Origin of the sequence: Lentzea roselyniae, assembly GCF_039537795.1 — a bacterium.
GTDB lineage: Bacteria > Actinomycetota > Actinomycetes > Mycobacteriales > Pseudonocardiaceae > Lentzea > Lentzea atacamensis.
In genome coordinates this window covers 113,828-126,996 of the sequence record NZ_BAABBE010000001.1, presented here as the reverse complement: position 1 = coordinate 126,996, position 13,169 = coordinate 113,828, and the positions used below count along the sequence as shown (strand labels likewise).

Annotated in this window: 14 protein-coding genes; 5 read left to right on the top strand and 9 right to left on the bottom strand. The window is 67.6% G+C overall.

Annotated elements, in window-relative coordinates:
* Positions 1 to 114: 114 nt before the first annotated feature.
* From rplI to ABFX45_RS00625, 5 genes are all read right to left on the bottom strand, one after another.
* On the bottom strand, positions 115 to 573 hold the full coding sequence (rplI, locus tag ABFX45_RS00645) for a 50S ribosomal protein L9 (RefSeq protein ID WP_109629914.1): 459 nt from the start codon (positions 571 to 573) through the stop codon (positions 115 to 117).
* Between the two features lie 17 nt (positions 574 to 590).
* A complete protein-coding gene (rpsR, locus tag ABFX45_RS00640; protein ID WP_030480165.1) occupies positions 591 to 830 on the bottom strand; it encodes a 30S ribosomal protein S18 in 240 nt (79 codons plus the stop codon).
* Positions 831 to 887: 57 nt separating this feature from the next.
* Positions 888 to 1,391: a single-stranded DNA-binding protein gene (locus ABFX45_RS00635; protein ID WP_109629911.1), complete on the bottom strand. Its 504-nt coding sequence runs from the start codon at positions 1,389 to 1,391 to the stop codon at positions 888 to 890.
* A gap of 29 nt (positions 1,392 to 1,420) precedes the next feature.
* Positions 1,421 to 1,729 (bottom strand): 30S ribosomal protein S6, encoded by a 309-nt coding sequence (rpsF, locus tag ABFX45_RS00630; RefSeq protein ID WP_081901884.1) that lies wholly within the window; start codon positions 1,727 to 1,729, stop codon positions 1,421 to 1,423.
* A gap of 101 nt (positions 1,730 to 1,830) precedes the next feature.
* Positions 1,831 to 2,766, bottom strand: coding sequence for a hypothetical protein (locus tag ABFX45_RS00625; RefSeq protein WP_346126826.1), 936 nt, complete (start codon positions 2,764 to 2,766; stop codon positions 1,831 to 1,833).
* 135 nt (positions 2,767 to 2,901) lie between these two features.
* On the opposite strand from ABFX45_RS00625, the gene ABFX45_RS00620 reads away from it, so the two are divergent.
* The 3 genes from ABFX45_RS00620 to ABFX45_RS00610 are packed head-to-tail and all read left to right on the top strand — an operon-like array spanning position 2,902 to position 6,099.
* Positions 2,902 to 3,672, top strand: a complete 771-nt coding sequence (locus ABFX45_RS00620; protein ID WP_346126825.1) for a deoxyribonuclease IV — start codon at positions 2,902 to 2,904, stop codon at positions 3,670 to 3,672.
* A gap of 23 nt (positions 3,673 to 3,695) precedes the next feature.
* Positions 3,696 to 5,072 carry a glycosyltransferase family 87 protein gene (locus ABFX45_RS00615; RefSeq protein ID WP_346126823.1) on the top strand — a complete coding sequence of 459 codons (1,377 nt, stop codon included), beginning with the start codon at positions 3,696 to 3,698 and terminating at the stop codon, positions 5,070 to 5,072.
* Positions 5,073 to 5,091: 19 nt separating this feature from the next.
* Positions 5,092 to 6,099, top strand: a complete 1,008-nt coding sequence (locus ABFX45_RS00610; protein WP_346126821.1) for a GDSL-type esterase/lipase family protein — start codon at positions 5,092 to 5,094, stop codon at positions 6,097 to 6,099.
* Here ABFX45_RS00610 and ABFX45_RS00605 read toward each other — a convergent pair.
* From ABFX45_RS00605 to ABFX45_RS00590, 4 genes are all read right to left on the bottom strand, one after another.
* Complete coding sequence (locus ABFX45_RS00605; protein WP_346126819.1) at positions 6,011 to 7,603, bottom strand: glycosyltransferase family 87 protein; 1,593 nt, start codon at positions 7,601 to 7,603, stop codon at positions 6,011 to 6,013. The genes ABFX45_RS00610 and ABFX45_RS00605 overlap by 89 nt on opposite strands.
* Positions 7,604 to 7,667: 64 nt before the next feature.
* Positions 7,668 to 7,991, bottom strand: coding sequence for a hypothetical protein (locus ABFX45_RS00600; protein ID WP_346126816.1), 324 nt, complete (start codon positions 7,989 to 7,991; stop codon positions 7,668 to 7,670).
* Positions 7,992 to 8,064: 73 nt separating this feature from the next.
* The gene (locus ABFX45_RS00595; protein ID WP_346126814.1) at positions 8,065 to 10,542 is read right to left on the bottom strand and encodes a transglycosylase domain-containing protein; all 2,478 of its coding nucleotides are present in this window, start codon (positions 10,540 to 10,542) and stop codon (positions 8,065 to 8,067) included.
* Between the two features lie 395 nt (positions 10,543 to 10,937).
* Positions 10,938 to 11,336, bottom strand: coding sequence for a DUF5318 domain-containing protein (locus ABFX45_RS00590; RefSeq protein WP_170154698.1), 399 nt, complete (start codon positions 11,334 to 11,336; stop codon positions 10,938 to 10,940).
* A 164-nt stretch (positions 11,337 to 11,500) separates the two neighbouring features.
* On the opposite strand from ABFX45_RS00590, the gene ABFX45_RS00585 reads away from it, so the two are divergent.
* Complete coding sequence (locus tag ABFX45_RS00585; RefSeq protein WP_109629886.1) at positions 11,501 to 12,037, top strand: PadR family transcriptional regulator; 537 nt, start codon at positions 11,501 to 11,503, stop codon at positions 12,035 to 12,037.
* 30 nt (positions 12,038 to 12,067) lie between these two features.
* Positions 12,068 to 13,153: an inositol-3-phosphate synthase gene (locus tag ABFX45_RS00580; protein WP_346126811.1), complete on the top strand. Its 1,086-nt coding sequence runs from the start codon at positions 12,068 to 12,070 to the stop codon at positions 13,151 to 13,153.
* Positions 13,154 to 13,169 lie beyond the last annotated feature (16 nt).

The following is a 13,169-nucleotide window of genomic DNA, read 5'->3' as shown; positions in this document are numbered from 1 at the left end:
AACGAGCGAAAGCGCCACCTACTCGGAGCATTCCGGGTAGGTGGCGCCTCAGCAATCGCAACCAGCGTGAAATGCCCCCGAGGGGGTTACGACACGCGGTTCGCGTTGCGGGAGTTACTCGGCAGCGGTAACGACGAGCGGCAGCGCGACGGTGACCTCGGGGTGGAGGCGAACCGTCACCGAGTGCTTGCCGGTGGTCTTGATGTGACCCGGCAGCTCGATGGCGCGCTTGTCCAGGACGAGACCGCCCGCGGTCTTCTTCACAGCCGCCGCGACGTCGGCGGTGGTGATCGAACCGAACAGCTTGTTCGAGCCGGCCGCAGCCTTCGCGGTCAGCGTCACGCCACCCAGGCCCTCGAGTTTGGCCTTGAGCTCCTTGGCGTGGTCCAGGTCGCGCACGCGACGGGTGTCCTGCGCGCGCTGGATGACCTGGATCTGCTTCTGCGCACCGCGGGTCGCGACGATCGCGAGACCGCGCGGGAGCAGGTAGTTGCGGCCGTAGCCGTCCTTGACCTCGACGATGTCGCCGGGAGCGCCAAGGCCGGAAACGTCAGCGGTGAGGATGAGCTTCATCGTTGAGTCCCCTTTCCTTAGCGAGCGGTCGAGGTGTAGGGCAGCAGGGCCATCTCACGGGCGTTCTTCACGGCAACAGCGACGTCGCGCTGGTGCTGCGAGCAGTTGCCGGTGACACGGCGGGCACGGATCTTGCCGCGGTCGGAGATGAACTTCCGAAGCAGCGTCGTGTCCTTGTAGTCGATCAGGCTCGCGCTCTTGTCCTTGCAGAAGGCGCAAACCTTCTTCTTGGGCTTGCGCACAGGCGGCTTGGCCATGTGTCTCTAACTCCTGGAATACGCAGTGATCAGGTTCTGGATGACCGGTGCAGCGGTCTAGAAGGGGGGCTCGTCGGCGAAGCCGCCACCCGAGCCGGCCGGCGGGGCGGAACCCCACGGGTCGTCAGCGGGGGCGCCACCGCCACGAGACTGCGAGGGACCGCCGCCGAAGCCGCCGCCACCGCCGCCGTCTCCACGGCTGACCTTGTTGACCTTCGCGGTCGCGTAGCGCAGCGAGGGGCCGATCTCGTCGACCTCAAGCTCCACGACGGTGCGCTTCTCGCCTTCCTTCGTCTCGAAGGAACGCTGGCGCAGCCGTCCGGAGACGAGCACGCGCGAACCGCGGGTGAGCGACTCGGCCACGTTCTCGGCGACCTGCCGCCACACGTTGCACCGCAGGAACAGCGCTTCGCCGTCCTTCCACTCGCCGGACTGGCGGTCGAAGGTGCGGGGCGTGGAGGCGACCGTGAAGGACGCCACCGCGGCACCGCTCTGGGTGAAGCGGAGTTCCGGGTCGGCGGTCAGGTTCCCGACCACCGTGATCGTCGTCTCACCAGCCATGTCTTGGGAGCTCCCCTGATTGAGGTTCGTCAGGCCTTGACGGCCGACTTGGCGGGCTCGCGGCGCAGGACCTTCGTCCGGAGCACCGTCTCCTGCAGACCGAGCTGGCGGTCCAGTTCCTTCACCGCGTCGGGAGTCGAGGTCAGGTCGAGCACCGCGTAGATACCCTCGGTGTTCTTGTTGATCTCAAAGCTCAGCCGGCGCTTGCCCCACACCTCGACCTTCTCAACGTTGCCGCCCGTGGTGCGGATGACGTTGAGGAACGTGTCGAGAGACGGCGCGATCGTGCGCTCGTCAAGGCTGGGGTCGAGGATGACCATCACTTCGTAATGACGCATGAGGACCACTCACCTCCTGTGGACTCGCGGCCACGGGCTCTCCGTGGCAGGAGGGTCGTCGCGTCAGCAACTGAAGAAGGGTAACAGAGCGCGTCCGGCGACTACGCAGGGGTGCGGCGGAGCACCCAGGTCCGCACCAGCGCGCCCGTCACGCAGGCCAGCATCAGCACCGCGAGCAGCACCGGGACGCCGACGCCACCCGGTCCGCCGAGCCGGGGCAGCGCGGTCGCGCGACCGGCGGCCTGGACCGGGTCGCCGTCGAGGCCGTTTCTGTTGGAGGCGCGGGGAACCTGCGAGCCGTACCGCACGCCGGGCGACGGCGAGTAGAGGCCGGGCATCGCGAACGGCAGCGAGCCGTAGCTGAACAGAGGCACGCGGCCGAAGTTCGTGCCGAGCGGGTAGAGGGAGAAGTCGCGGTTGTTCGGGGCGCCCTGCGGCGTTCCCGGTGTGCCGGGACTCACACCCGGCTGACCGGGCGGCGTGCCCGGCTGCGGCTGGGGCTGGGGCTGCCCGGCGGGCGGCTTCGGGGCCTGGATGCCACCGACCGCCTGCTGCGAGGCGTCCGCGATCGCCTTGCTGCCGTCCTGGACCGGCGCCGCGACCTGGTTCACCCCCGTCACGACGACCTGGCAACCGCTGGTCAGCGTCGCGCGAACGGTCTTGTCGAGCGTCCCGATGATCGGTCCGAGCAGCGGGAGCTTCACCAGCTCGGCCATCACGGCGTTCGCGATCGTGGCACCGCTGATGGTCGTCGTACCGGTCTGCACCGCACCGATCGGCATGGGCTTGACCTGCGAGAACGACTGCTTGAACGGCTCGACGAGCGGCGGGCCGAGCAACGGCACAGCGCGCACGAGGTCGGTCACCGGCTGGAGCACCGCGTTGGGACTGAGCGAGACCGGAGTTCCCGGCGTGCCCTGCACGCTCGTGGCACAACTGCCCACGACGATGGGCTCGGCTGCGGTGGCCGGAACCACGCCCACGGAGGCGGAGGTCAGCGCCAGCAGCGTCGCGGCGGTGACGCTCAGCAGTCGCATGTGAACTCCTTTCCTACTCTGTAGTAGTAACGACCGTAGGTCCTGGTCGTGACGCAGGCCATCCCCAGTTTTCGCAATTACTCCTATCGGCGGCGGCTGCGATGTCGTTATGGACGACGACTACCCTCCTAGTCCATGCGCATCGGGGCCCATGTTCGCGACGACGACCCGGTCGGCGCCGCGGCCGAACGCGGGGCCGAGGTCGTCCAGTTCTTCCTGTCCGATCCGCAGGGCTGGAAGAAGCCGAAGCCGCACCCGCAGACGGAGGCACTGCTCGCCTCCGATCTGGAGGTGTTCATCCACGCCCCGTACATGATCAACATTGCGTCGCTGAACAACAAGATCCGGATTCCGTCCAGGAAGAACGTGATCCAGCACGCCGAGGCCGCCGCGACGGTGGGCGCGAAGGGCCTGATCGTGCACGGCGGCCACGTCACCAAGGGCGAGGACCCGGCGGACGGCTTCGCGAACTGGCGCAAGTTCTTCGAGCGGCAGGTCGCCGAGGGCGGCTTCGCGGTCCCGATCCTGATCGAGAACACCGCGGGCGGCGACAACGCCATGGCCCGCACCTTCGACTCCCTCAAGATGCTGTGGGACGCGGTCGGCGAGTTCGGCGCGGGCTTCTGCCTCGACACCTGCCACGCGTTCGCCGCGGGTGAGGACCTCGTCGGCATCGTCGATCGGGTGAAAGCGATCACCGGTCGCATCGACCTGGTGCACCTCAACAGCTCACGCGACGAGTTCGGTTCCTCGCGCGATCGGCACGACAACATCAAGACTGGCACCATCGACGCCGATCAGCTCGTGGCCGTCGCCGCGAGCGCAGGATGCCCGGTCGTGGTGGAGACACCGGACGAGGGCCAGGCCGCCGACATCGCGTACCTGCGCGATCACGCCGGCCGGTGAAGACCGTGCACGAGGTGGTGAGCGTGACGCCCGAGCGTGACGACGCGGGGCGTTTCGCGAACCGCTTCGGCAGGCCGGCCGCCGCCGTGCTCGTGCTGCTGTGCGGGCTCACGCTGCTGCTGGGCTTCATCAACAAGGACCGCTGCACCGGTCCCGCGTTCGACCAGTGGGGCCGCACGCAGCCCGACTACGACGAGCGCAACAAGCAAGAGGTCTGCTACTCCGACATCCAGCACCTCTGGATCGGGCGCGACATCGACCGGCACGTCTTCCCGTACGTCGACGGCGGCATCAACGACAAGGGCATCCTCGTCGGCGGCTCCGTCGAGTACCCGGTGCTCACCGGCCTGGTGATCTGGGCGGGAGCGATCTTCGCGCACAACGACGCGGAGTACCTGCTCTTCTCCTCGCTGCTGATGGCGCCGTTCGGCCTGCTCACGGGCTGGATCCTGGGCAAGCTCGCCCGCTGGCGCGCGTTGCTGTGGGCGATCGGGCCACCGCTGATCCTCTACGCGTTCCACAACTGGGACCTGCCGGTCGTGCTGTGTTCGGCGGCCGCGGTCTACGTCGTGCACCGCTGGAACCGGCCACTGGTCGATCGGGCGACCATCGCATCCGTCCTGCTGGGCCTGGGGTTCGCGTTCAAGGTCTACCCGGCCGCCTTCGTGCTGCCGCTGATGCTCTTCGTCGCCACCGGTGGCTGGCGCGGCCGGGAACTGCCGGAGGGCAAGAAGGCCGACATCGCCGGCGCGATCAAGGTCGGGCTCGCCTCGATCATCACGGTCGTGCTGGTGAACCTGCCGTTCGCGGTCGCCGGCTACGACGGCTGGCTCGCGTCGTTCGAGTTCCAGCAGCTGCGCCGGGTCGACATCACCACGAACTCGATCTGGTACTGGGGCCTGCGGCCGTTCATCGGCGACGACGCGATGCAGTCGCTGGTCGGCGTCATCTCGCCGATCACGATCCTGATCTCGTTCGCGATCGCGGCCGGCTACGGCTGGCTGCGGTTCCGGCGCGAGGGCAGCTACCCGTGGATCGCGGTGTCGGGCGCGATGCTGTGCGGCTTCATGCTCCTGCACAAGGTCCACTCACCGCAGTACACGCTGTGGCTGGTGCCGTTCCTGGTCCTGCTGCGCGTCCGGCTGATGTGGGCGTTCGCGTACTTCGCGGTCGACCTGGCGATGGGCATCGGGATCTTCCGCTGGTTCTGGGCGATCGAGTTCGGTCAGCCCGCCGGGATCTACGACAGCTTCTCCGCACAGGCCGTCATGATCGGCGTGTGGGGCCGGGCAGCACTGCTCGTGGCGCTGTTCGTGGTGTTCCTCAAGGCTCGTGACGTCACCGAGGACGACCACGACGACACGAATTTCATCCGCGGAGCTGTAGCAGCGAAGAGCTGACTCGCCGCAGACTTCACGCGTGAGGGTGATCATCGTCCTGACGCTGCTGCTGGTCTGCGGCGCCTCCGGATCGCACGAGCGGTCGGAGGCGATCCGCTGGCTGCCCGTGTGGCAGGCCGTGCCGACGCTCTCCGCCTCCGTGCCGGACCAGAGCGTGCGCACGACGGTCGACCTCAGCGCGGGCGGCACGTCCGTCCGCATCCGCCTGTCGAACCTCATGGGCATCAGGCCGGTCCGCGTCGAGCAGGTCACCGTCACCGCGAACGGCGAGTCGCGGCAGCTGACGTTCGGACGCTCCCGCGGCGTCACGATCAGGCCGCGCGACGAGGTCTACAGCGACGCCGTGCAGCTGACCGTGACGACCACGCTGGAGATCAGCACGTACACCCCGGCCGGCACGCCCTGCCAGGCGCGCGCGTACCGCACGATCACGTCCGCGCGCTCGCACGTCTGCCTCGTGTCCGCGGTCGAGGTCGCGGGCTTCACGGCGCCGGGAGCAGCGGTGATGTTCGGAGACTCGATCACCGAGGGCGACTGGGAGGGCACCTGGCCGTCGCTGGTGAAGAGCGACCACGCCGTGCTGAACGCGGGCATCAGCGGCAACGGCGTCGTGTTCGGCGACGCCCCGATGATCACTCGCGTCTACCGCGACGTCGTCTACAGCGACGAGGTCCGCAAGGTCGTCCTGCTGGGCGGCATCAACGACATCCAGAACGGCGTCAGCGCGGAGAACGTCATCGCGGGCCTCCGCACCATCGTGCTGCGGTGCCGCAACGAGGGCGTGCAGGTGCTCGTCGGCACGCTCACCCCGTGGCGCGGCTGGGTGAACTGGACCGAGGAGCGGGAACGGCAGCGCCAGCGGACGAACGACTGGATCCGCGCCACCTTCCCCGACGCGATCGACTTCGACGCCGTCCTGCGCGACCCCGCCGGCCCGCTCAGACTGCGTCCGGAGTTCGACTCCGGTGATCACCTGCATCCGAACGGGGCCGCATACGGTGCAATGGCTCGCGTCGTGCGGGTGTGACGATCTGCCGGTCCGGTGCGTCGGCCAGGACGCCGGCCAGCGGGTCCTCGTCGCCCGACGCCCGGACGAGGTCGCGCTCCGGGTGGTAGATCTCCTTCAGGATGATCACGCACAGCCCGATGACCGCCGCGTCTCGCAGCAGCACGGCGCCGAGGAACCAGTCGATCGGCAGTCCCTTGTTGTCCGTGCCGAGGTAGAAGTACATCCGCGGCACCCACACGAGCGCGTCGAGCGCCATCCACGCCAGCAGCAGCTTCCAGCGCGGCAACGCGAGCACCGCCAGCGGCACCAGCCACAGCGAGTACTGCGGGCTCCACACCTTGTTCGTCAGCAGGAACGCCGCCACGACGAGGAACGCGAGCTGCGCGAGCCGCGGCCTGGTCGGCGCGCTCAGTGCGACGTAGGCGATGCCGGCACAACAGACGAGGAACAGCACCGAGCTGACGGTGTTGAGGACCGTCGGCGCCTGCCCCTGCGTCAGTCCGGGGTCGAAGCCCTGCCACCCCGTCCACTGCGTCAGAACGTTGTAGATCGTGTCAGGGTCGGCGTTGCGCTCGGTGTTGAGGCGGAAGAACTCCTTCCACCCCGTGTGCGAGGCCGGGTTCAACGCGACCGGCGCGTTGACGAGCGCCCACGCCCCGATGGCTGACGCAGTGGTGGTGAGTCCGGCCTTCACCCGGCCAGAACGCCAGCACAGCAGCAGCAACGGCCCGAGCAGGAACAACGGGTAGAGCTTCGCCGCGCCACCCAGGCCCAGCAGCACACCGGCGAGCACCGGTTTCTTCCGCGCCCACGCCAGCAGACCGGCCGTGGCGAACGCCGTCGCGATCGTGTCGAAGTTCGTGAACGCGTGGACGATGACCAACGGCGACACCGCGGCGATCGCGGCGTCCCACATTCTCCGCCGGGCGATGCGCGCAACGGAGAACACTGTCACGAGCCACGCCACGGCGAGCCAGAACGCCGTGACGTTGAAGTAGACGATCACCGTCATCGGCAGGCCCGGCACCAACGCCACCAGGCCCTGGGCCACGCGCGCGTTGAGCCACTGGAAGATGCCGGTGACGACCGGGTACTCCATGTACCGGACGTGCTCGGTCGGCTTGCCCTCGTCGTCCTTCCACGACGTGATGTACGGGAAGGATCCGCGCTGGTCGAGCCGTTCCGCGGTGTAGAGCGGCACGGTGTCCGAGTAGCAGAGCGCGGTGAACTGCCTGCTCCCCCGCCAGTCCAGCTGAATCTGGCCCTTTTCGTCGACGTACTGCTGGATGCACGGCGACTTCTGCACCCAGCCCGCCAGCAACGTCAGCACGGCGAGCAGCAGGATCACCCGCAGCGCCGTCCAGAAGTAGTTCCTGCCGACCTGCGCGTGCTCGCCGAGCGGACCGCCGAACGGTCTGCTCAGGGTGCGGGCGAGCGACTCGGTCCAGGTGGGGGCGACCCGATCCTCGTGAGTGAGCGAGTCGGTGTCCTCGGCGGGAAGCTCGGCAGGGCTGCTGGGCACGTCGCGGATGTTACGGCCAAGACCGTTTCGCCGTGGTCAACATCCCGGACCGACGGTGTGCACGTCATGTCTTCTCCCTGCGAACTCTCTGCACGACTGCGATGACGGTGAACACGACCGTTGACGCCAGGAGGGCGAAGAACATCGGGTTCACATAGGGCGGGACGAGGTCGTAGGACGACGGGTTGCAGGGATTCGAGAGCGGGAACAGCGACTCCCTGTGGTCGGGGTCGAACTCCCAGGGCTGGTTGTACCTGTGGCACACCTCTTCGATGTCGGGCACCGAGAGCGCGTTGAGGAAGCCCCACACGTACATGACTACGGCACCCAGCAGCGACCAGCCGATCACGCGGACCGTTTTGACAACATCGCCCTTTTCTCCGTTCATCCGCGTGAAAGCTCCGCACATGCGAAGAGGGCCTGGTGCACAACGCACCAGGCCCTCTCAGCTGTCTTGGGTACTACGTGTCCCCGGGATTTCGGCCATCACCCGGACCGGGTTTCGGCGTCGTCGTGGTCGGCTTCGGGACGCCCGTCGGGTTGGGGCACAGGAAGCCCTGACAGGGCTCCTCCGGCTCCGTCGGCCTGGTCTGGCTCGGCCTCGTCGGCTCGGTCGACCTCTGCGGCTCAGAGGAGGGCGGCTGGCTCGACGAAGGCGGGGCCGACTTCACCGGCGGGGTGAACTGGCCGATCGGCTTCGGCTTCGCGAACTTCTCCATCTGCGTCCCGGCCAGCGCCTTGTTCATGAACGTCTGCCAGATCTTGCCCGGCAGACCGGCACCCGAGATGTTGGCGCCGGACTTGTCCATGATCGGCTGGCTGCCCTCGTTGCGGCCGATCCACACCGACGCGGAGATCGACGGCGTGTAGCCCACCATCCAGGCCTTGGAGTTCAGGCCGATCCTGTTGCCCGGCGCCACGTTCGGGTCGAGCTCGTGCGTACCGGTCTTGCCGGCGCACTCCCGGTTCTGCGCACAGGCGATCGACGAGCGCTTCGGGATCTCCTTCAGCACCTCGGTGACGTTGTCGGCGATGTCCTGGCTCTTCGTCTGGTCAGGATCGAACGCCGAGAGCGGCTTGTCCACGTGCTGGTAGAGCACGCCGCCGTCCGGGCCGGTGATCTTCATGATGAAGAACGGCGCGCGGTAGACACCTCGTGCGGCGAACGTCGCGTACGCCGACGCCATGTCGAACGGCCGGACGCGAGCCTGGTCACCGCCCAGCGCGATACCGGCGTTCGGAGTGCCGCCGTCCTCACCGACCAGGAGCTTGCGCACGCCCTGGCCGTCGTTGAGGTTGACCTGCTGCGGGATGCCTGCCTGGTGCGCCGCGTTCACGGTCGGTTTGATGCCGACGTCGTTGAGGACCATGTCGTAGAACACGGTGTTCAACGACAGGATCATCGCTTCCTTGACGGGGCAGTCCTTCTGGCAGTTCGGGGCCGCGCTCGCGTTGCGGATCGTGACCTTGCTGTTGCCGTTGCCGAACTGGCGCGGGGACGAGCCGTCGTAGGTCGTGCCGATGCCCTTGCCGTCCTGCAAGGCGGCGACCAGGTCGAACGGCTTGAACGACGAGCCGGGTTCCTGCAGCGTGCCCTTGGCGTAGTCGAAGGAACCACGGCCGTCACGGCCGCCCCAGTACGCGCGGACCGCACCCGTGGCCGGGTCGATCGCCGTCAGCGACGTCTTCAACGCCTCCGGCTGACCGCCCTTGATCATGACCTCGTCCACGGCCTCCTCGGCCGCGGCCTGCATCTTCGGGTCGATCGTCGTCTGGATCGTGACGCCGGTCTTCTGCGCCTGCTCGAACGTGACGTCGGTCTTCTCCTCGTCGAGAGCCTGCTGAACCTGGTCGACGATCAGGCCGCGCGGGCCGTCGAGCGACTTCGGCTGGGTCTCGGCGAAGGGCAGCGGCTTCGGCCACTCCTGGGAGTCGTAGTAGGCCTGGTCGATCCAGTTCTTCTGGAGCATCTGGCCCATCACGTACTTCCACTGCTTCTGGGAGTGCTCCTTGTCCTCGGACCAGGACGGCGTCTGGATCATCGCGGCGATCAGCGCGGCCTCGGAAGGAGTGAGGTCCTTCATCTCCTTCTTGTAGTAGACCTGCGCCGCGGCCTTGAAGCCGTTCGCGCCGCGGCCGAAGTACACGGTGTTGAGGTACGCGGTGAGGATCGTGTTGTGGTCCGACTCGTTGCTCATCTTGTAGGCCTTGACGAGCTCGGTGAACTTACGAGTCAGCGTCGCTTCCTCGTTGCGCGTCGCCTTCTTGATGTACTGCTGCGTCAGACCGGAACCACCACTGTTGCCGCCGGTCGCCTGGATCCAGACCGCGCGAATGATCGCCCGGTAGTCGAAGCCGGGGTTGTCGTAGAAGTTCTTGTCCTCGGCCGCGAGCACCGCGTGCTTGACGTTGTCGGGAATCTCCTCGTACGTCAGCATCGTCCGGTTCTCACCGGGAGCGGTGATCTTGGTCATCTCGCTGCCGTCGGCGTACTGCAGCGTGATCGTCTTGTTCTGCTCCGCCGCGATCTGCTCCGGCTTCGGCCAGTCGACCAGCGGGTACGCGACGGCGACCGCGATCACAGGACCGAGGATCATCAGGCCGAGTGCGACGAAAGCGCCGATTCGGATGCGCTTCCAGATCTTCTTCTTACGCAGGCGGCGCTCCTCCTCTTCGGTGAGCTCCGGCTCGTCGTCGTCGTAGTAATCGTCGTCGTCCATGCCACCCGCGAGCAGGAACTCGTCCTCGGGCTCGCGGTGCGTCAGCAGGTCGGGCTCGCGCTGCGTCGGCCGGTTGACGGGCGGCAGCTGCGTGGTCCGTTCCTCGCCCGGACTGCGCGGAGGCACGGCGGGACGACCGGGACCGCCAGGGCCGCCCTGAGGGCCACCCGGACCGTTCGGGCCACCGGGGCGACGACCGCCGGGAGGAGGCGGTGCCATGGGCATGCCTCCTGGAGGTGTGGGGGGACGGCCGCCAGGACCGCCCTGAGGGCCGCCGGGACCGTTCACGGGCCCCGGTGGACGCCCCGGGCCGCCCTGGGGACCGCCTGGTCCGTTCGGGCGGCGTGGGGGCTGCTGCTGTGGGAAACCGCCGGGTGGCGTGCCACCCTGGGGAGGGCGCGCGAAACCGCCGGGCGGGGTGCCCGGTCGTGGCTGACTCGGGACATCGCGCCTCGTACCGCCGCCGTCCGGGTCATCGCCGGTCGGCCATTGCGGCTCGCCTCCGCGCTGCCTGTCATCATGCTGGTCGTTCACGTGAAAAGGCCTCCCAGACCGGCGTGCATCAGCACACGGTTCGGTGGTCGTACTTCATCCGGAGCAGTGTCACCTGTGGGTCATTCCGCCGCAGTCCTCCTGCGTGGCTTTTCCAGTCCACGCTTCCCCAGGACGTATGACTGCACCAGGTGGTTCCAACTGCACGTGCGACAGACTTCAACCACGTACACGGTGAACTCGTCGAAGAGGGTCGCCATCTTCACCAGTTCTTCAGGTGTCCGCGCAGAACCGGTCGCGTGCTTGAGCTCGTCGCCGTAAACCCACGACACGTGCGTGAGGGGTTCCTTCCGGCACACCGGGCATGGCACTTCGGTCGCCGTTCCGTGGAACTTCGCAGCTCGCAGCAGGTACGGGGACGCGTCGCAGACCTCCATGGTGCCCGTGCGGCCGGCGTAGACCTCCGCCAGCAGCGCACGCCGCTGCAGCGAATAGTCCACCACCTGCCGTTGGGTCAACACGTGACCAGAGTACGTGCCGCCCGCTCGCCACCGGTGGGCCGTTCAGGGCATCGCAAGCCGAGGCGATATGACGGTGTGCCACATCCCACACTGAAGAGGGGCGAACGATGTATCGCGGCGATATAATCACCTCACCTATCGGTGCAGGTGCGAGGAGGTGACTCGTGTTCGAGTTCGCGCTGCTCGGCCTGCTGCACGAGGCGCCCATGCACGGCTACGAGCTGCGCAAGCGCTTGCACGACCTGCTCGGAGCGTTTCGCGCGTTCTCCTACGGATCGCTGTACCCAACATTGCGGCGACTCCAACGTGCGGGCCTGATCGTGGAGGAGGGGCCGGAGGAGTCGGCTCTTTCTTGGGGACGTCGGGCTCGCAAGGTCTACAAGCTGACTCCGGAAGGCAAGGAGCGGTTCGCCGAACTCCTGGCCAACGCGGGGCCGCAGACCTGGGACGACGACTCGTTCGGAGTCCACCTGGCGTTCTTCTCACGCACGCCGGCCGACGTCAGGATGCGCATCCTGGAAGGTCGGCGACGGTGTGTCGAGGAACGCAGGGAGGGACTCCGCGAGCGGCTCACGCGCACGGGTGAGCAGATCGACCGCTACACCCGTGAGCTGCACAGGCAGGGCCTGGAAAGCACCGAGCGCGAAGTGCGGTGGCTCAACGAGCTCATCGCGCACGAAAAGTCCGAGCAGGACGAGTAGTACTCATCTTTGATCAAGGAGGACTCGGCAATGGGCGGAAATCGCCGCACCGTTCGAGTGGCCATCGTCGGGGTTGGCAACTGCGCGGCGTCGCTGGTGCAGGGCGTCCACTACTACAAGGACGCCGACCCGAGCACCCGCGTGCCCGGCCTGATGCACGTGCAGTTCGGTGACTACCACGTGCGTGATGTCGAGTTCGTCGCGGCGTTCGACGTCGATGCCAAGAAGGTCGGTGTCGACCTGGCAGAGGCCATCGTGGCCAGCGAGAACAACACGATCAAGATCGCGGACGTGCCGCCGCTGGGCGTCGTCGTGCAGCGTGGGCACACCCTCGACGGTCTCGGCCGGTTCTACCGCGAGACGATCGAGGAGTCGGACTTCGAGCCGGTCGACGTCGCCGCCGCGCTGCGCGAGGCCGAGGTCGACGTGCTCGTGTCGTACCTGCCGGTGGGCTCGGAAGAGGCCGACCGCTTCTACGCCCAGTGCGCCATCGACGCCGGTGTGGCGTTCGTCAACGCCCTGCCGGTCTTCATCGCGTCGGACCCGGAGTGGGCGGAGAAGTTCCGCGCGGCCGGCGTGCCGATCGTCGGTGACGACATCAAGTCCCAGGTCGGCGCCACCATCACGCACCGCGTGCTGGCCAAGCTCTTCGAGGACCGGGGCGTCCAGCTCGACCGCACCATGCAGCTGAACGTGGGCGGCAACATGGACTTCCTGAACATGAAGGAGCTGGAGCGCCTGGAGTCCAAGAAGGTCTCCAAGACGCAGTCCGTGACGTCGCAGCTCAGCCGCGACATCGGCAAGGACAACGTCCACATCGGCCCCTCGGACTACGTGGCGTGGCTCGACGACCGCAAGTGGGCCTACGTGCGCCTGGAGGGCCGCGCGTTCGGCGACGTGCCGCTGAACCTCGAGTACAAGCTCGAGGTCTGGGACTCCCCGAACTCCGCGGGCATCATCATCGACGCGGTCCGCGCGGCGAAGATCGCCCTGGACCGCGGCATCGGCGGCCCGATCCTCTCGGCGTCGTCCTACTTCATGAAGTCGCCGCCCGTGCAGTACTCGGATGCCGAGGCCCACGCGGCCGTCGAGGCCTTCATCCGCGGCGAGGACTGATCTGCGGGGGCCGCCC